The organism is Neorhizobium sp. P1_A6 (genome assembly GCF_056406795.1).
Genome location: NZ_JBFTZM010000025.1, coordinates 15,258 through 31,345, shown reverse-complemented (window position 1 = coordinate 31,345; position 16,088 = coordinate 15,258). Strand labels below are relative to the sequence as shown.

Here is a 16,088-nt window from a genome sequence, read left to right as displayed (position 1 = left end):
TGGTGGGAGCGCGACGATGTCCGAAAACCGCTGGCGGCTTTCGGCATCACGCTCCAGGGAAGGCGCGAATCAAGTTCTAAAACAATACTTGCTTAGGGAATCGCCGGGAAGGGATGCGCCCAAAAAAGAAGCCGCAGCCTTTGTCAAGGCTGCAGCTACCATATCTTGTGGATTAACCGGCTATTGATTAATAGCGGTAGTGTTCAGCCTTGAACGGGCCGGTCTGCGGGACGCCGATATAGGCAGCCTGCTCGTCGGAGAGTTCCGTCAGCTTCACGCCGAGCTTGGCGAGATGCAGGCGGGCGACCTTCTCGTCGAGGTGCTTCGGCAGGATGTAGACGTCGTTCTTGTATTCGCCCTGCTTGGTGAAAAGCTCGATCTGGGCCAGCGTCTGGTTGGTGAACGAAGCCGACATCACGAAGGACGGATGGCCGGTAGCGTTGCCGAGGTTGAGCAGGCGGCCTTCCGACAGAAGGATGATGCGGTTGCCCTTGGGGAACTCGATCATGTCGACCTGCGGTTTGACGTTGGTCCACTTGAGGTTCTTCAGCGCCGCGACCTGGATTTCGTTGTCGAAGTGGCCGATATTGCCGACGATCGCCATGTCCTTCATCGCACGCATGTGGTCGATGCGGATGACGTCCTTGTTGCCGGTCGTGGTGATGAAGATGTCGGCGCTGTCGACGACGTCTTCGAGGACGACGACTTCGAAACCGTCCATGGCGGCCTGCAGGGCGCAGATCGGATCGACTTCGGTGACCTTGACGCGGGCGCCGGCACCGGCGAGCGAAGCGGCAGAACCCTTGCCGACGTCGCCGTAACCGCAGACCACGGCGACCTTGCCGGCCATCATCACGTCGGTGCCGCGGCGGATGCCGTCGACCAGCGATTCCTTGCAGCCGTACTTGTTGTCGAATTTCGACTTAGTGACCGAGTCGTTGACGTTGATCGCCGGGAAGGGCAGCAGCCCCTTCTTGGACAGTTCGTAAAGGCGATGCACGCCCGTCGTGGTTTCCTCGGTAACGCCCTTGATCGCGTCGCGCTGCTTGGTGAACCAGCCAGGCGAAGCCTTGAGGCGCTTCTTGATCTGCGCGATGAGGATTTCTTCTTCTTCCGAAGTCGGATTCGAAAGAACGTCTTCGCCGGCTTCGGCGCGGGCGCCGGTGAGGATGTACATGGTGGCGTCGCCGCCGTCATCGAGGATCATGTTGGAGAGGCCGCCGTCGGCCCACTGGAAGATCTTGTCGGTGTAATCCCAGTATTCCGTCAGAGATTCGCCCTTGACGGCGAAGACCGGAATGCCGGCGGCAGCGATTGCCGCAGCAGCATGGTCCTGGGTCGAGAAAATGTTGCAGGACGCCCAGCGGATTTCCGCACCGAGGTGCTGAAGGGTCTCGATCAGAACGGCCGTCTGGATGGTCATGTGGAGCGAGCCCGAGATGCGGGCACCCTTCAGCGGCTTCGTTGTGCCGAATTCTTCGCGGCACGACATCAGGCCCGGCATTTCGGTTTCTGCGATGTCGAGCTCCTTGCGGCCGTAGGCGGCAAGATTGATATCCGCGACGACGTAATCCTTCTCAGTGCTCATAAAGCTCTCCATGTTCGGTGGTGCCTTCTCCGGCGGGATACCGACGGACGTGGCAAGACCCGCCTTGGCAGACGGAAACTGGCCAGCGGTTTAGCAGGCTTCCTACAAACTGGCAACGGGATATAAAGAGGTCTTTATATGTTTATGTCATCGGAGGGTTAAATCGCGGGTGCGTCAGGCTTCTTCGCCGAACTTGTTGGCGACGAGTTGCTCGAGCGCATCCAGCGCTTCTTTGGCCTGGTTTCCTTCCGCTGAGACTTCGATCGTGCAGCCGGTGCTGGCGGCGAGCATCATCAGGCCCATGATCGACGTGCCGCCGACGGTTGTTCCGTCCTTGGAGACGGTGATCCGCGCATCGAAACTTTCCACCATCTGCACGAACTTGGCAGAGGCACGAGCATGCAGACCACGCTTGTTGACGATCAGGAATTCACGGGGAGAGGGGGATGACATCCGGTATGGGTTCTCATTTGCCGCTGAGGACGCGGCTTGCGACATTGATATATTTACGACCGGCTTCGGAGGCTTCGACGAGCGCCTTATCCATGTTGTTGTCGCTGCGCACACCGGCGAGCTTGATCAGCATCGGCAGGTTCATGCCGGCAATGACTTCGATCCGGCCGCTTTCCATGACGGAAATGGAAAGGTTGGAGGGGGTGCCGCCGAACATGTCCGTCAGGATGATGACGCCATGACCTTCATCGGCATTGGTAACGGCATCGACGATATCCTGCCGCCGCTGATCCATGTCGTCCTCGGGACCGATCGATACGGTTTCGATGAATTTCTGAGGTCCGACGACATGCTCGACCGCATGACGAAATTCCTCAGCCAGCTTGCCATGGGTGACAAGCACTAGTCCGATCATGAAAACTGCCCCCTGCTATGGAAACTCGGCGCCATTATCGCATTGCAATAAAGCGGTCCAGCGGTGGGATGCCATCTTGTCCAAGTAGATTCGAAGTTCAAGTCAAAAAATCAGGCTGYCGGATGATGAAAACGGCATCTCGCCGTGAAAATCCGGTGTAAAGGCCGCCAGAACGGCCAGCGGATCAGGTGCACCGCGCCATATCCGGACAAGCGGAAGGATACCCACACCGGGGATCTGGAAACGTTCGTTCTCCGGTGGAAGCCTTTCGCTTTCCGGCAGGGATATGACGTCCACCGCCAGATCCAGAGCCGCCACGGAGACGCTTTCCACATGGGCGATGCCGCTGCCGCGCAGTTCGATGAGACCGGCGATCGCTTCCGGCCGAGTGGCCAGCAGATGATTGTCGTGGCGCGAGACGCGCACCTGATCGTCGGCGACAAGAGCCGCGAAAGCGCCTTGGCGCCGGGCAGCTGCGATGCAGGAGAAGGCGAGCATGGACTTGCCGCTGCCGGACGGACCGGTAAAGAGCACGCCCCTGGTGCCGATGACGATCGCGGTCGCATGGATGTTGACCGGCGCCGGGCTCATTGAATTTCGCCGCCCGGCAGCGACAGCGTGAAGCGGGCGCCGGTGGTGGCACCCGTCTTGGCGTCGTACAGGTTTTCCGCCTTCAGCGAGCCGCCATGGGCCTCGGCGATCTGCCGGCTGATCGACAGGCCAAGGCCGGAATTCTGGCCGAAACTCTCGCCGTCCGGCCGGTCCGTGTAGAACCGTTCGAAGATGCGGTCGATATCCTCCGCTTGGATGCCGGGCCCGTTGTCTTCCACGGTCACGACGACACGATCCTTGGAGTGAGACAGCCGGATGGCGACACGGCCGCCCTTTTCGGGCACGAAGGATCGCGCGTTCTCGATGAGGTTGGTGATGATCTGCCCTAGGCGCAGATCATGGCCGTTGACCAGGAAGGCGGACCTGTTGCCGGCCTTGTTGTCGGTCGTCAGGCTGATTTCCACCGGCTTGCGGCCGGTGCGAATCTGCCGGGAAATATCGACGAGATTACCGAGCAGGTTTTCCATGTCGACGGGCGTCGAATCTGACCGTGCGAGTTCGGCGTCCAGCCGCGAGGCGTCGGAAATGTCGCTGATCAGGCGATCCAGACGGCGCACGTCGTGGAAAATGACTTCCGTCAGCCGCTGTTTAGACTCCTCGGTTTTGGCGAGCGGCAGGGTCTCGACGGCGCTGCGAAGCGAAGTCAGCGGGTTCTTGAGCTCGTGGCTTACATCCGCCGCGAAACTCTCGATCGCATCGATGCGGTCATAGAGCGCGTTGGTCATCTCGCGAAGCGCGATGGAAAGATTGCCGATTTCGTCCTGGCGATAGGAGAAGTCCGGGATCTCCTCGCGCTGCTTGGCGCCGCGCCGCACCCGGATCGCAGCCGCCGCCAGCCGCCGCAGCGGATTGGCGATGGTCGAGGAGAGCAGCAGCGACAGGAGGATGTTGACGAGCGTCGCGACGCCGAAGACGCGCATGATCGCCAACCGTTCCGCATGCACGATCTTGTCGATGTCGCCTGCCTGGGTCGATAGCAGAAGCACGCCGAGCACGGCACGGAAACGCTGCACAGGTACGGCGACGGAGACGATCAACTCGCCGCGCTCTGTGACCCGCACTAGCGCGCCGCGCACGCCGGTCAGCGCGTTCATGACTTCCGGATAGATCGAGCCGTCGCCACCCGGCGCTTCCTTGTAGACCGGCAGGTTGCCCGGCTGCAGCAGGCGGTTGATCAGCCCTGCGAACCAGTCGCTCCAGGTCTGCGATTCGTTTTCCACCGGCGGCAGGTCGAAACGCAGCACCTGGCCGCGTGAATAGAGGTGGCGGGAATCGAGCAGCAGGTTGGCGTCGRCATCGAAGATCCGGGCGCGGGTGCGGGTCGGCGAAATGAGGCGTCTGAGGACCGGCGCCACGCGCTCCGGGTCGATCGGGAAATCGAGGTCCTCGTCGTTCGGCACCGGCGTAATGCTCTGGCCGGCCTGCAGTTCGAGGAGTTTCTGGGGATCGATGGTGATCGAGTTGGTATCGACCGAGGCGGAGGCGGAAATCGCGCCGGCGATGATCTCACCCTGCGTCAGCAGGCTCTCGACGCGAGCATCGATCAGGCCTTCACGGAACTGGTTGAGGTAGAGAATGCCCGCCACCAGCACGACCGTCGCGGCGATGTTGAAGAACAGGATGCGGCGGGTGAGGCTCGAAAACACCGCATGGCCGAACACTCGCCGAATGAGCGTGAAAGGGCGCGACCAGAACCGCCGCGGCGCACGTCGTGTCCCAGCCTTCTCCATTCGGATCATATTGCTATCAAATGTTTGATCTGCCACTGCAGTCCTTCCACCGGGCCAGCTTAGCGCTGGTCCGGCCGTGGCCTCAAGTTAACCTTTCGCAAGGGTCAAGCGGCCTCACGGAACCGATAACCCACGCCATAAAGGGTTTCGATCATATCGAAGTCGTTGTCGACCATCTTGAACTTCTTGCGCAGCCGCTTGATGTGGCTGTCGATGGTACGGTCGTCCACATAGACCTGCTCGTCATAGGCGGCATCCATCAGCGCATCGCGGCTTTTGACGACGCCGGGCCGCTGGGCCAGAGAATGCAGGATCAGGAACTCGGTCACCGTCAGCGTCACCGGTTCACCCTTCCAGGTGCAGGTATGGCGCTCCTGGTCCATGACAAGCTGGCCGCGTTCGAGCGTGCGGGCGGCCTGCTGATCGGCTGCCGTCTTGGCCCCGGCACCGCCGGCGGCTTGCGCCTCGCGGCTGCCGGCACGTCGCAGGATCGCCTTTACCCGCTCCACCAGCAGACGCTGCGAGAACGGCTTGGTGATGAAGTCGTCGGCGCCCATCTTCAGCCCGAACAACTCGTCGATCTCTTCATCCTTGGAGGTGAGGAAGATCACCGGCAGGTCGGATTTCTGCCGCAGGCGGCGCAGCAGTTCCATGCCGTCCATGCGCGGCATCTTGATATCGAAGATCGCCAGCTGCGGAGGGCGGGCGATCAGCCCGTCGAGCGCGGAAGCGCCATCCGTATAGGTTTCGACCTTGTATCCTTCTGCCTCGAGTGCAATCGAAACCGACGTCAGGATATTGCGGTCGTCATCTACGAGCGCGATTGTTTGCATGCTCTCCATCTCCGTCATCTATGCGCATCTCCTGGAATTCACCCCAGCCAGGCGGCATCAGCCGACGCGCTTCTTGAGTATAAAGGTGGAACAAATTGTGGCAAAGATAAAGAGGCCGCTGACGATCGTGCGTTTTGGCAATGAGACTTAAGATAGCGCGGATGCGGATTGAAACGGTTATTAAACCGATTTAAAGAGGAATAAAATTTTTTAAATCGATTAAATAATTGATATTATTAAAGAATTTTCAAGCGGCCTCTTGCCCTTTTAGAAATCTGTCATTAATTTCGCGTCAGTCCCCACGGCAAGCTGAAGGAGTGCGCGCATGGAGGAGTTTGGACTTCACAACCCGTCCAAGGGTTTAGCGGCGATCGGTCTCGGCGGTGTATCGCGTGTTTATTACAATTCGTCCGAGGTTGAACTCTACGAAGAAGCAATCCGCCGCGGTGAAGCCGATCTGACGATCGACGGCGCACTCCGCGCCGTCACCGGCCAGCACACTGGTCGCTCCCCGAAGGACAAGTTCATTGTCCGCGATGCCGGCACCGAGAGCCGCGTCTGGTGGGGGGCCGACAACAAGCCCATGAAACCGGAACACTTCGAAGTCCTGAAGAAGGACATGCTCGCCCATGCCGCCGGCAAGACGCTGTTCGTCCAGGATCTGGTCGGCGGCGCCGATGCCGAATATGCCCTTCCGACCCGCGTCGTCAGCGAATTCGCCTGGCACGCTCTCTTCATCCGCAATCTTCTGATCCGCCCGGATCGCGCCACGCTCGAAAGCTTCGAAGAGAAGCTGACGATCATCAACCTGCCAAGCTTCAAGGCGGATCCCGCCCGCCACGGCTGCCGCACGGAGACGGTGATCGCCTGCGATTTCACCAATGGCCTCATCCTTGTCGGCGGCACCTCCTATGCCGGCGAAAACAAGAAGTCGGTCTTCTCCATCCTCAACTACTTCCTGCCGGAAGAAGGCGTCATGCCGATGCACTGCTCGGCCAATGTCGGCCCGAATGGCGATACCGCGCTGTTCTTCGGTCTGTCCGGCACCGGCAAGACCACGCTCTCGGCCGATCCGAAGCGGACGCTGATCGGTGACGACGAGCATGGCTGGGGCAAAAACGGCGTCTTCAATTTCGAAGGCGGCTGCTATGCCAAGGCCATCAATCTTTCGGCCGAAGCCGAGCCGGAAATCTATGCCGCGACCCGCCGTTTCGGCACGGTGATCGAAAACGTCGTGCTCGACGAGAACCGGGTTCCGGATTTCAACGACGATTCGCTGACCGAGAACACCCGTAGCGCCTATCCGCTGCATTTCATTCCGAATGCATCGAAGACCGGCGTGGCGCCGCAGCCGAAGTCGATCATCATGCTGACCGCCGATGCTTTCGGCGTCATGCCGCCGATCGCCAAGCTGACGCCCGAACAGGCGATGTACCACTTCCTCTCCGGCTACACCGCCAAGGTCGCCGGCACGGAAAAGGGTGTCACCGAGCCGGAAGCGACGTTCTCGACCTGCTTCGGTGGGCCGTTCATGCCCCGTCATCCGGCCGAATACGGCAACCTGCTCAAGGAATTGATTGCCCGTCACGGGGTCGATTGCTGGCTCGTCAACACCGGCTGGACCGGCGGCGCTTACGGCGTCGGCCGCCGTATGCCGATCAAGGCGACCCGCGCTCTCTTAAGTGCTGCGCTCGACGGCAGCCTCAAGAATGTAGAGTTCCGTACCGATCCCAACTTCGGTTTCGCGGTGCCGGTCGCCGTTGAAGGCGTCGACAATGCGATCCTCGATCCCCGCTCGACCTGGGCGGACGGCGCCGCGTTCGACGCCTATGCCAAGAAGCTCGTCTCGATGTTCATCCAAAACTTCGGGCAGTACGAAGACCACGTCGACAGCAAGGTGAGAAGCGCCGCTCCTGTCATGCTTGCCGCCGCCGAGTAATCTTTGAAGGATTCACGTGAAACCGCCGGCCCGGGATAACACCCTGGACCGGCGGTTTTCTTTTTGCCGGCTTTGTGGGAAAGATGCGGGCCTGCCGTATGTCACCCGAACATGGGTGCCGGTTCCGGACAACGGCATGCGCCCGAGAACAAAGACCAGAGACCCATGGCCAGCAATCCCCTTGTCATCAACAACCGCATCACCATCGCCGGATGGGAACTGACGGAACAATTCGTGCTGGCGGGCGGGCCGGGCGGCCAGAACGTCAACAAGGTCTCGACGGCGGTCCAACTTTTCTACGACATCGTCAACACGCCGTCCCTGCCGGAGCGGGTGAAGGAAAACGCCATCAAGCTCGCCGGAAAACGGGTGTCGAAGGATGGCGTGCTGATGATAGAAGCGAACCGGTTCCGCAGCCAGGAGCGCAACCGCGAAGACGCGCGCGAGCGGCTGAAGGAACTGATCCTCAAGGCCGCCGAACCGCCGCCGCCGCCACGCAAGAAAACCAAGCCTACCAAGGGTTCGGTGGAGCGCCGGCTGAAGGAAAAATCCGGCCGCTCGGACGTCAAGAAGATGCGCGGCCGGCCAAGCGGCGACTGAGAGCGGAGACTGATCTTTGGCGACGCTTGCGAATGGCATCAGGCATCTTCCCGGCTATCTCGATCGATTAGCGCAGGAGCATCTGGTCGAACTGATACGAGACATCGTAGCCGAGGCGCCGCTCTATACGCCCGAAATGCCCGGCACCGGCAAACCCATGTCGGTGCGCATGACCAATTGCGGCCCGCTCGGCTGGGTGACGGACAAACAGCAGGGGTATCGCTACCAGTCCTTTCATCCGGTGACGAAGAAGCCGTGGCCCGCGATGCCGCAGGAACTGCTCGATCTCTGGGAAACGTTCGGCGGCTATTCGAAGCCGCCGGAAGCTTGCCTCATCAACTTCTATTCCGACGACGCCAAGATGGGCCTGCATCAGGACCGGGACGAGAACGATTTGGCCGCCCCCGTTCTCTCCGTCTCGCTGGGCAACAGCTGCCTGTTCCGGGTCGGTGGCCGGAACCGCAAGGACCCGACCGGCTCTTTCCGGCTGGCGAGTGGAGATGTCGTCGTGCTGGGCGGAGAGGGGCGTCTCGCCTTCCACGGCGTCGATCGCATTTATCCCGGCACGTCGACGCTGTTGAAGAACGGCGGGCGCATCAACCTGACGCTCCGCCGTGTGAATAGTTGACGATTTAATTCAATAGCCGGCGATCGATCGCCTACAGTTTCCGCAGTTCGACCGTTTCGACCAGATGATTGCGGCCCTTGCGCAGGATGAGATCCGCCCGTGGCCTGGTCGGCAGAATGTTCTGCCGCAGGTTCTTCAAGTTGATGTTTTCCCACAATCCTTCGGCAACGGCGCGGGCCGCATCCGCATCGATCGCCGCGTATTTCTTGAAGAACGAGGTCGGATCGCGGAAGGCGGTCTGGCGCAGCTTCATGAAGCGCTGGACGTACCAGTTGTGGATCTGCTCTTCGTCGGCATCGATATAGATCGAGAAGTCGAAGAAGTCCGAAACGATCGGCACGATCTTGCCGTCGGCCGGCAGCGCCCGCGACTGGAGGACGTTGATGCCTTCGAAGATCAGGATGTCCGGCCGATCGACCAGCGAGTATTCGTCCGGCAAAACGTCGTAGGTGAGATGCGAGTAACGCGGCGCCTTGACGTTCGGTTCACCGGCCTTGATCGCCGACAGGAAGCGCAGGATGGAGCCGATATCGTAGCTTTCCGGAAACCCCTTGCGCTCCATCAGGTTTTCCCGGCTCAGCACGGCGTTCGGGTAGAGGAAACCGTCGGTGGTGATGAGATCCACTTTCGGGCTCGACGGCCAGCGGGCGAGCAGTTCTTTCAGGATACGTGCGGTGGTCGATTTGCCGACCGCCACCGACCCGGCAATGCCGATGATGAAGGGCGTCTTGGTGATGTCGGAAAGGCTCAGGAAACGGTTTCGCTGCTGGAAGAGGCGTTGCGTCGCCTCCACATGCGTCGACAGCAGGCGCGACAGAGAGAGATAGATGCGCCGGACTTCATCGAGATCGATCGGGTCGTCCAGCGAACGCAACCTCTGCACCTCGTCGGCGGTGAGCGTCAGAGGCGTGTCTGCGCGGAACTTCGCCCATTCCTCCGCACTGAAGCGGTGATAGGGCGAATAATATTCCGCATTCGAGCCGGTTTCGAGCTCAGGCGTCTCGGCGGGCTGGGAAACGATGTTCATGATGTCGGCCGGCTTGCCTTTTCTTGGAGGCCGGACTGGCCGGTCCTTCGCTGGAGTTCGTCGAGCACATCCTGCAACGGCACCGCCGCAATATTCAAGACGACCAAAAGATGATAGAGGAGATCTGCGCTCTCCGCAGTCAGATTTTTGGCGTCCTCTTTGATCGCGGCGATCACCGTTTCGACGGCTTCTTCCCCGAGCTTCTTTGCGGCCTTCTCCTGGCCGGCGGCGACCAGTTTTGCCGTCCAGGATTCTTCCGGCGAGGCCTTGGCCCGCTCGGCGACGATCCGCTCGAGGTCGATCAGGGAAAATTCACTCATAACGTCTCTCCGACCGCTCAATCGAGCCGCATGGCGATGCCGTGCTCTGCCATATAGTGTTTTGCCTGGCCGACCGTATAGGTCCCAAAGTGGAAAATCGATGCAGCCAGGACCGCCGTCGCGTGGCCCTGTTTGATGCCGGCGACCATGTCGTCCAGGTTCCCGACCCCGCCCGACGCGATGACCGGTGCCCGGACGCTGTCGGCGATCGCCTGCGTCAGGCCGAGGTCGTAACCGGACTTGGTGCCGTCACGGTCCATGGAGGTGACGAGCAGCTCACCGGCGCCGCGTTCCACCATGCCGATTGCAAACTCTACCGCGTCGATGCCGGTCGGGTTGCGGCCGCCATGGGTGAAAATCTCCCAGCGGTCTGGCTCGCCGGCGCCGGAGACCTTCTTGGCGTCGATCGACACAACGATGCACTGGTTGCCGAACTTGTCGGCGGCCTCAGCCACGAAGTCCGGATTGTTGACCGCCGCCGAGTTGATCGCGACCTTGTCGGCGCCGGCCAGCAGCAGCTTGCGGATATCGCCGACGGCACGCACGCCGCCGCCGACGGTGAGCGGCATGAAGCAATGGTCGGCGGTACGGGCGACGACGTCGAAGATCGTCTCGCGATTGTCGGAGGAGGCGGTGATGTCGAGGAAGCAGAGTTCGTCGGCACCGGCGGCGTCATAGGCTTTTGCAGCCTCGACGGGATCGCCGGCATCGATCAGGTCGACGAAGTTGACGCCTTTCACGACGCGGCCGTCCTTGACGTCCAGGCAGGGGATGACGCGGGCTTTGAGGGTCATGCGGCACGTCCTTGTCTGGAGCGGATCAGGGCCAGCGCTTCGTGGGGATCGATGCGGCCGTCATACAGCGCCCGGCCGGAAATTGCGCCTTCGAGCCGGGCCGCATCCGGCTCCAGCATGCGGCTGATATCGTCGAGCGAGGCAAGCCCGCCCGATGCGATTACCGGAATGGAGATGGCATCGGCGAGTTCCAGCGTCGACGCCCAATTGATGCCGGCCAGAATGCCGTCGCGGTCGATGTCGGTATAGATGATCGCCGAAACGCCGGCGCCTTCGAATTTCTTTGCCAGCTCGATGACGCCGAGTTCGGACGCTTCCGCCCAGCCCTCGACCGCGACCTTGCCGCCCTTGGCGTCGATGCCGACGGCGACCTTGCCCGGAAACTGCCTGCAGGCCTCGATGACCAGCGCCGGATCGCGCACCGCGACGGTGCCGAGGATGACGCGGGTTAGCCCGCGTGCCAGCCAGTTTTCGATATGATCGAGTGTGCGAATGCCGCCGCCGAGCTGCACGGGATTCTTCGTGGCTTTCAGGATAGCGTCAACGGCAGCGCCGTTGACGCTTGTCCCCGCGAAGGCGCCATTCAGGTCAACCACATGCAGCCACTCGAACCCCTGGTCCTCGAAAGCCCTGGCCTGGGCTGCGGGATCGGGGTTGTAGACGGTGGCCTGGTCCATGTCGCCGAGCTTGAGGCGCACGCACTGGCCGTCCTTCAGGTCGATTGCAGGAAAGAGRATCATTTCTTTTTGGTCCTTGGTGGTTCGCGCGAGCTCAGGGCTTCCAGCGCAGGAAATTGGAGATGAGGGCAAGCCCCAATGTCTGGCTTTTCTCAGGGTGAAACTGGGAACCCGCCACATTGTCGCGGCCGACGAAAGCGGTCATCGAACCGCCGTACTCGGTGGTCGCGATCACGTCGCTGCGGTGCTTGGCCGCCAGATGGTAGGAATGCACGAAATAGGCGTGCAAGCCGTCCGGTCCGGTCGGGATGCCGTCAAACAGAGGATGCGGGTGATGGATATCGAGCGTGTTCCAGCCGATCTGCGGGATCTTGAGGTTCGGATCGGAAGGCGTCATTTCGACGACGTCGCCCTCGATCCAGCCGAATCCGTTGGTGGTCGTCTTTTCAAGCCCCCGCGACGACATCAGCTGCATGCCGACGCAGATGCCGAGGAAAGGTCGGCCCTTGTGGTCAACGACGTCCAGGATCGCCTCGCGCATGCCCGGCACGGCATCGAGGCCGGCGCTGCAATCTGCATAGGCGCCGACGCCCGGCAGCACGATCCGGTCAGCGGTGGCCACCGCATCGGCCTTGTCGGTGAGGTCGATCACGGCGTTGATGCCGGCTTCCCGGGCGGCCCTTTCAAAGGCCTTGGTCGCGGAACGGAGGTTGCCGGACCCGTAGTCGATGATTGCGACGCGCATCAGCGTCCTCCATGTTCGAAAAGGCCCATGTGTGGGGCCTGCCATCCGGCGGCGGGCGGCTTTGCCTGCTTTGCCCACTCGGCCGAGACCGGCATTGGTTGTTGTTCCGGCTGCGGCAGGCCGGAGAAATAGATCTCCTCGGCCGTACGCAGATCGTGAGCGGAAATCACCGTTTCCAGTGTCCAGCCGCGACGGATCAGCGCTTCGGAACGATAATGTCGGCCCTCGAGCGCCGTGAGCAGGCTGGTGGCGAAACCAAGCAGCAAGCCGGCGGTCCAGAAGCCAGGAACCTGCATCAGGATGCCGCTGCCGATCTGGATCAGCAGAACCACGATCCCGGCAATCCACAGTCTATGCCAGAATAGCCAGATCCACGGAAACAACAACGCGAGCCACGAGAACCCGTCCCGTAATACGAGGGTCGAGTGGAAATCCCTGTCGGGTCCGCTTCGCGGGTCATTGGGCGGTGTCAGAACGAGATAGCTTCTCAAGGATCGTCTCCTCAAGCAGTCAGACCAGCATTCCCTTGGTCGAAGGAACGCGATTGGCCTGCCGCGGGTCGATTTCAATGGCGGCGCGAAGTGCCCGCGCCACGGCTTTGAAGCAGGTCTCGGCGATATGATGGTTGTTGGCGCCGTAATGGTTCAGCACATGCAGCGTGATGCCGGCATTCTGGGCAAGCGCCTGAAAAAATTCCCGCACCAGCTCCGTATCGAACGTACCGATCTTCGGCGCGCTGAACGCGACGTTCCAGACCAGGAACGGCCGACCGGACACGTCGATGGCCGCCTTGGTCATCGTTTCGTCCATGGCAAGGTCGAGCGAGGCGTAGCGGGTGATGCCGCGACGGTCGCCGAGCGCCTTGGAGATCGCCTGGCCGATCGCGATACCGGTGTCTTCCACCGTGTGGTGGTCGTCGATATGCAGATCGCCGGTGACCTCGATGTCCATGTCGATCAGCGAATGTCGCGAAAGTTGGTCCAGCATATGGTCGAAGAAGCCGACGCCCGTGGAAATCCTGGCCGCGCCGGTGCCGTCGAGATTGACGGAAACGGAAACGGAGGTTTCGTTGGTCCTGCGGACGATGTTGCCCACGCGTGCGGTTGTCGTCTCACCCATCTGGGTCTGCTCCATGCGATCGATCTTCGCTCCCTTATCAGGCACGACGCCAAATATCCAGCAAAAGCAGGGCCGTGGCGGCGGCATTGCGTCATGAGATTGCATTCGCCCTGGACCGACTTACATAAATGCCCAACGGGGCGGAAATGCTCTGAAAACCAATGCCCGCAGGACGGGCCAACAGGTGCCTTATGACAACCATTATTACTGTTCGGAAAGGCGGCAAGGTCATCATGGCCGGCGACGGCCAGGTGAGCCTTGGCCAGACCGTGATGAAGGGCAATGCCCGCAAAGTGCGGCGCATCGGCAAGGGCGAAGTGATCGCCGGTTTCGCCGGCGCGACCGCTGATGCCTTCACGCTGCTCGATCGGCTCGAGAAGAAGCTCGAACAATATCCGGGCCAGCTGATGCGTGCCGCCGTCGAGCTTGCCAAGGACTGGCGCACGGACAAGTACCTGCGCAATCTCGAAGCGATGATGCTGGTCGCCGACAAATCGACGACACTGGCGGTTACCGGCAACGGTGACGTGCTGGAACCGGAGCACGGAACGATCGCGATCGGGTCGGGCGGCAACTATGCTTATGCCGCGGCGCGCGCGATGATGGATTCGGACAAGTCGGCCGAAGAGATCGCCCGGAAAGCGCTCGATATCGCTGCCGATATCTGTGTCTACACCAACCACAACCTGGTCATCGAATCGCTGGACGCCGATGGCTGACAGCGCCCCCCGCTACGCGTTTCGTGATGTCGCAGCAGAGGATTTTCCTCTGCTGGCGACGTGGCTCGCCGAGCCGCATATCGCGAAATGGTGGGGTGCGGTCGATGAGGAACTGGCCAGCATCGAATACTCGATGACCAGCGTCGAGACCCGGCCGATGATCGTGGAACTGGACGGCAGGCCGATTGCCTATCTCCAATATTACGATCCGCATCTTGAAGAGGGTCATCCCTATCAGGATCAGCCGAAAGGCACGCTCGGCATCGATATCTCGATCGGCCCTCCGGAGTTGGTCGGCATCGGCCATGGAAGCGCGATCATCCGCCAGCTCGTGGACAAGCTTTTCGAAAACGGCGCAAAAAGGATCGTCATCGATCCCGATCCGGAAAACGCCCAGGCGATCCGCGCTTACGAGAAGGCCGGCTTCCGCTACGTCGACACCAGGACATCTATATACGGTCCGGCCCATTTCATGGCGCTGGACGCAAGCCAAGAAACGGATTTGACATGAGCAACTTTTCACCCCGGGAAATCGTCTCCGAGCTGGATCGGCATATCATCGGCCAGCACGACGCCAAGCGTGCGGTGGCGATTGCGCTGCGCAACCGCTGGCGCCGCCACCAGCTCGACGAGAGCCTGCGCGACGAAGTGATGCCGAAGAACATCCTGATGATCGGCCCGACCGGCGTCGGCAAGACGGAGATTTCGCGCCGCCTGGCGAAACTCGCCGGCGCGCCCTTCATCAAGGTCGAAGCGACCAAATTCACCGAAGTCGGTTATGTCGGCCGCGATGTCGAGCAGATCATCCGCGATCTCGTCGAGATCGGCATAGGCCTCGTGCGCGACAAGATGCGCGCCGACGTGCAGGCCAAGGCCCATATGAGCGCCGAGGAACGGGTGCTCGACGCGCTGGTCGGCGCCACGTCCTCGCCAGCCACCCGCGAAAGTTTCCGCAAGAAGCTGAGGGCCGGCGAGCTCGACGACAAGGAAATCGACATCGAGGTCACTGACACCGGCTCGGGCATGCCCGGCTTCGAAATCCCCGGCATGCCGGGCGCCAATATCGGCGTCTTGAACCTGTCGGAAATGTTCGGCAAGGCGATGGGCGGCCGCACCAAGAAGGTCCGTACCACCGTCAAGAAATCCTATGGCGAGCTGATCCGCGACGAATCCGATAAGCTGATCGACAACGAAGTCATCCAGCGCGAGGCCGTCCGCTCGGTCGAGAACGACGGCATCGTCTTCCTCGACGAGATCGACAAGATTGCCGCCCGTGACGGCGGTATGGGCGCCGGCGTGTCCCGCGAGGGCGTGCAGCGCGACTTGCTGCCGCTTGTCGAAGGCACGACGGTGTCGACCAAATACGGACCGGTGAAGACCGATCACATCCTGTTCATCGCTTCGGGCGCCTTCCACGTCTCCAAACCCTCCGACCTTCTGCCGGAGCTTCAGGGCCGCCTGCCGATCCGGGTCGAACTGAGGCCGCTCACCAAGGAGGACTTCCGCCGCATCCTGACGGAAACCGAGGCGAGCCTTATCCGCCAATACAAGGCGCTGATGGAAACAGAAGAGCTGACGCTCGATTTTACGCCCGACGCGATCGATGCGCTGGCGGATGTCGCCGTGCATCTCAATTCCTCGGTCGAGAATATCGGTGCCCGCCGCCTGCAGACCGTCATGGAACGGGTGCTCGACGAAATCTCGTTCAACGCGCCCGATCAGGGCGGAACCGCGGTGACGATCGATGCGGAATACGTCAAGAAGCATGTTGGCGATCTCGCCGCCGACACCGATCTGTCGCGCTACATTCTCTGAGCGGCAATCGTGGCAGCCGGGCAACGTCCGGCTGCTCATTTGCGGGTGCTGACGGGATTTTGAACGCCCGTGTC

20 protein-coding genes are annotated in these 16,088 nt (G+C 61.2%); 7 read left to right on the top strand and 13 right to left on the bottom strand.

Annotation, left to right across the window (positions count from 1 at the left end; all coding sequences use genetic code 11):
- Positions 1–16: 16 nt before the first annotated feature.
- Entirely contained in the window at positions 17–187 is a 171-nt protein-coding gene (locus tag AC1D3C_RS28445) for a hypothetical protein (protein ID WP_157884632.1), read from the top strand.
- On the opposite strand, the gene ahcY is transcribed toward AC1D3C_RS28445, so the two are convergent.
- The 6 genes from ahcY to chvI form a co-directional block, all read right to left on the bottom strand.
- Positions 188–1,588: an adenosylhomocysteinase gene (gene ahcY / locus AC1D3C_RS28440; protein ID WP_477485224.1), complete on the bottom strand. Its 1,401-nt coding sequence runs from the start codon at positions 1,586–1,588 to the stop codon at positions 188–190.
- A 174-nt stretch (positions 1,589–1,762) separates the two neighbouring features.
- Positions 1,763–2,041: an HPr family phosphocarrier protein gene (locus tag AC1D3C_RS28435; RefSeq protein ID WP_477485223.1), complete on the bottom strand. Its 279-nt coding sequence runs from the start codon at positions 2,039–2,041 to the stop codon at positions 1,763–1,765.
- A gap of 13 nt (positions 2,042–2,054) precedes the next feature.
- A complete protein-coding gene (locus tag AC1D3C_RS28430) occupies positions 2,055–2,456 on the bottom strand; it encodes a PTS sugar transporter subunit IIA (RefSeq protein WP_038547428.1) in 402 nt (133 codons plus the stop codon).
- Positions 2,457–2,558: 102 nt separating this feature from the next.
- Entirely contained in the window at positions 2,559–3,047 is a 489-nt protein-coding gene (locus AC1D3C_RS28425; RefSeq protein WP_477485222.1) for an HPr kinase/phosphorylase, read from the bottom strand.
- On the bottom strand, positions 3,044–4,807 hold the full coding sequence (locus tag AC1D3C_RS28420) for a stimulus-sensing domain-containing protein (protein ID WP_477485221.1): 1,764 nt from the start codon (positions 4,805–4,807) through the stop codon (positions 3,044–3,046). Before AC1D3C_RS28420 ends, AC1D3C_RS28425 begins: the two co-directional genes overlap by 4 nt.
- A gap of 95 nt (positions 4,808–4,902) precedes the next feature.
- Positions 4,903–5,631 (bottom strand): two-component system response regulator ChvI, encoded by a 729-nt coding sequence (gene chvI / locus AC1D3C_RS28415; RefSeq protein ID WP_038547438.1) that lies wholly within the window; start codon positions 5,629–5,631, stop codon positions 4,903–4,905.
- Between the two features lie 325 nt (positions 5,632–5,956).
- Here chvI and AC1D3C_RS28410 point away from each other — a divergent pair, with 325 nt between their 5' ends.
- The 3 genes from AC1D3C_RS28410 (at position 5,957) to AC1D3C_RS28400 (ending at position 8,798) form a co-directional block, all read left to right on the top strand.
- Entirely contained in the window at positions 5,957–7,570 is a 1,614-nt protein-coding gene (locus AC1D3C_RS28410; RefSeq protein ID WP_477485220.1) for a phosphoenolpyruvate carboxykinase, read from the top strand.
- A 165-nt stretch (positions 7,571–7,735) separates the two neighbouring features.
- Positions 7,736–8,170: an alternative ribosome rescue aminoacyl-tRNA hydrolase ArfB gene (arfB, locus tag AC1D3C_RS28405; RefSeq protein ID WP_038547443.1), complete on the top strand. Its 435-nt coding sequence runs from the start codon at positions 7,736–7,738 to the stop codon at positions 8,168–8,170.
- 16 nt (positions 8,171–8,186) lie between these two features.
- Positions 8,187–8,798, top strand: coding sequence for an alpha-ketoglutarate-dependent dioxygenase AlkB (locus tag AC1D3C_RS28400; RefSeq protein ID WP_477485219.1), 612 nt, complete (start codon positions 8,187–8,189; stop codon positions 8,796–8,798).
- 31 nt (positions 8,799–8,829) lie between these two features.
- Here the strand turns inward: AC1D3C_RS28400 and coaA are convergent, their stop codons facing one another.
- Genes coaA through hisB form a run of 7 tightly spaced genes read right to left on the bottom strand, consistent with a single transcriptional unit; the run spans position 8,830 to position 13,480 of the window.
- The gene (gene coaA, locus AC1D3C_RS28395) at positions 8,830–9,825 is read right to left on the bottom strand and encodes a type I pantothenate kinase (RefSeq protein ID WP_038547449.1); all 996 of its coding nucleotides are present in this window, start codon (positions 9,823–9,825) and stop codon (positions 8,830–8,832) included.
- Positions 9,822–10,145 carry a phosphoribosyl-ATP diphosphatase gene (locus AC1D3C_RS28390; RefSeq protein WP_038547452.1) on the bottom strand — a complete coding sequence of 108 codons (324 nt, stop codon included), beginning with the start codon at positions 10,143–10,145 and terminating at the stop codon, positions 9,822–9,824. Before AC1D3C_RS28390 ends, coaA begins: the two co-directional genes overlap by 4 nt.
- A 17-nt stretch (positions 10,146–10,162) precedes the next feature.
- Positions 10,163–10,939, bottom strand: coding sequence for an imidazole glycerol phosphate synthase subunit HisF (hisF, locus tag AC1D3C_RS28385; protein WP_477485218.1), 777 nt, complete (start codon positions 10,937–10,939; stop codon positions 10,163–10,165).
- Positions 10,936–11,679 carry a 1-(5-phosphoribosyl)-5-[(5-phosphoribosylamino)methylideneamino]imidazole-4-carboxamide isomerase gene (gene hisA / locus AC1D3C_RS28380; RefSeq protein ID WP_477485217.1) on the bottom strand — a complete coding sequence of 248 codons (744 nt, stop codon included), beginning with the start codon at positions 11,677–11,679 and terminating at the stop codon, positions 10,936–10,938. Before hisA ends, hisF begins: the two co-directional genes overlap by 4 nt.
- A gap of 31 nt (positions 11,680–11,710) precedes the next feature.
- Entirely contained in the window at positions 11,711–12,361 is a 651-nt protein-coding gene (hisH, locus tag AC1D3C_RS28375; protein WP_477485216.1) for an imidazole glycerol phosphate synthase subunit HisH, read from the bottom strand.
- Entirely contained in the window at positions 12,361–12,852 is a 492-nt protein-coding gene (locus AC1D3C_RS28370) for a DUF2628 domain-containing protein (RefSeq protein ID WP_477485215.1), read from the bottom strand. The genes hisH and AC1D3C_RS28370 overlap by 1 nt, the downstream gene beginning before the upstream one ends.
- Before the next feature lie 19 nt (positions 12,853–12,871).
- Positions 12,872–13,480 carry an imidazoleglycerol-phosphate dehydratase HisB gene (gene hisB, locus AC1D3C_RS28365; protein WP_477485231.1) on the bottom strand — a complete coding sequence of 203 codons (609 nt, stop codon included), beginning with the start codon at positions 13,478–13,480 and terminating at the stop codon, positions 12,872–12,874.
- Positions 13,481–13,671: 191 nt separating this feature from the next.
- Between hisB and hslV the strand changes: the two genes are divergently transcribed.
- The 3 genes from hslV to hslU are packed head-to-tail and all read left to right on the top strand — an operon-like array spanning position 13,672 to position 16,014.
- Positions 13,672–14,199, top strand: coding sequence for an ATP-dependent protease subunit HslV (gene hslV / locus AC1D3C_RS28360; protein WP_247037038.1), 528 nt, complete (start codon positions 13,672–13,674; stop codon positions 14,197–14,199).
- Positions 14,192–14,710, top strand: a complete 519-nt coding sequence (locus AC1D3C_RS28355) for a GNAT family N-acetyltransferase (protein ID WP_477485214.1) — start codon at positions 14,192–14,194, stop codon at positions 14,708–14,710. The genes hslV and AC1D3C_RS28355 overlap by 8 nt, the downstream gene beginning before the upstream one ends.
- Entirely contained in the window at positions 14,707–16,014 is a 1,308-nt protein-coding gene (hslU, locus tag AC1D3C_RS28350) for an ATP-dependent protease ATPase subunit HslU (RefSeq protein WP_038547472.1), read from the top strand. The genes AC1D3C_RS28355 and hslU overlap by 4 nt, the downstream gene beginning before the upstream one ends.
- Positions 16,015–16,088 lie beyond the last annotated feature (74 nt).

Excerpts from the sequence above, each read along its gene's own strand:
- AC1D3C_RS28445 (WP_157884632.1), top strand. The coding sequence starts at position 17 with ATGTCCGAAAACCGCTGGCGGCTTTCGGCATCACGCTCCAGGGAAGGC.
- ahcY (WP_477485224.1), bottom strand. The coding sequence starts at position 1,588 with ATGAGCACTGAGAAGGATTACGTCGTCGCGGATATCAATCTTGCCGCC.
- AC1D3C_RS28435 (WP_477485223.1), bottom strand. The coding sequence starts at position 2,041 with ATGTCATCCCCCTCTCCCCGTGAATTCCTGATCGTCAACAAGCGTGGT.
- AC1D3C_RS28430 (WP_038547428.1), bottom strand. The coding sequence starts at position 2,456 with ATGATCGGACTAGTGCTTGTCACCCATGGCAAGCTGGCTGAGGAATTT.
- chvI (WP_038547438.1), bottom strand. The coding sequence starts at position 5,631 with ATGCAAACAATCGCGCTCGTAGATGACGACCGCAATATCCTGACGTCG.
- AC1D3C_RS28410 (WP_477485220.1), top strand. The coding sequence starts at position 5,957 with ATGGAGGAGTTTGGACTTCACAACCCGTCCAAGGGTTTAGCGGCGATC.
- arfB (WP_038547443.1), top strand. The coding sequence starts at position 7,736 with ATGGCCAGCAATCCCCTTGTCATCAACAACCGCATCACCATCGCCGGA.
- coaA (WP_038547449.1), bottom strand. The coding sequence starts at position 9,825 with ATGAACATCGTTTCCCAGCCCGCCGAGACGCCTGAGCTCGAAACCGGC.
- AC1D3C_RS28390 (WP_038547452.1), bottom strand. The coding sequence starts at position 10,145 with ATGAGTGAATTTTCCCTGATCGACCTCGAGCGGATCGTCGCCGAGCGG.
- hisF (WP_477485218.1), bottom strand. The coding sequence starts at position 10,939 with ATGACCCTCAAAGCCCGCGTCATCCCCTGCCTGGACGTCAAGGACGGC.
- hisH (WP_477485216.1), bottom strand. The coding sequence starts at position 12,361 with ATGCGCGTCGCAATCATCGACTACGGGTCCGGCAACCTCCGTTCCGCG.
- hisB (WP_477485231.1), bottom strand. The coding sequence starts at position 13,480 with ATGGGTGAGACGACAACCGCACGCGTGGGCAACATCGTCCGCAGGACC.
- hslV (WP_247037038.1), top strand. The coding sequence starts at position 13,672 with ATGACAACCATTATTACTGTTCGGAAAGGCGGCAAGGTCATCATGGCC.
- AC1D3C_RS28355 (WP_477485214.1), top strand. The coding sequence starts at position 14,192 with ATGGCTGACAGCGCCCCCCGCTACGCGTTTCGTGATGTCGCAGCAGAG.
- hslU (WP_038547472.1), top strand. The coding sequence starts at position 14,707 with ATGAGCAACTTTTCACCCCGGGAAATCGTCTCCGAGCTGGATCGGCAT.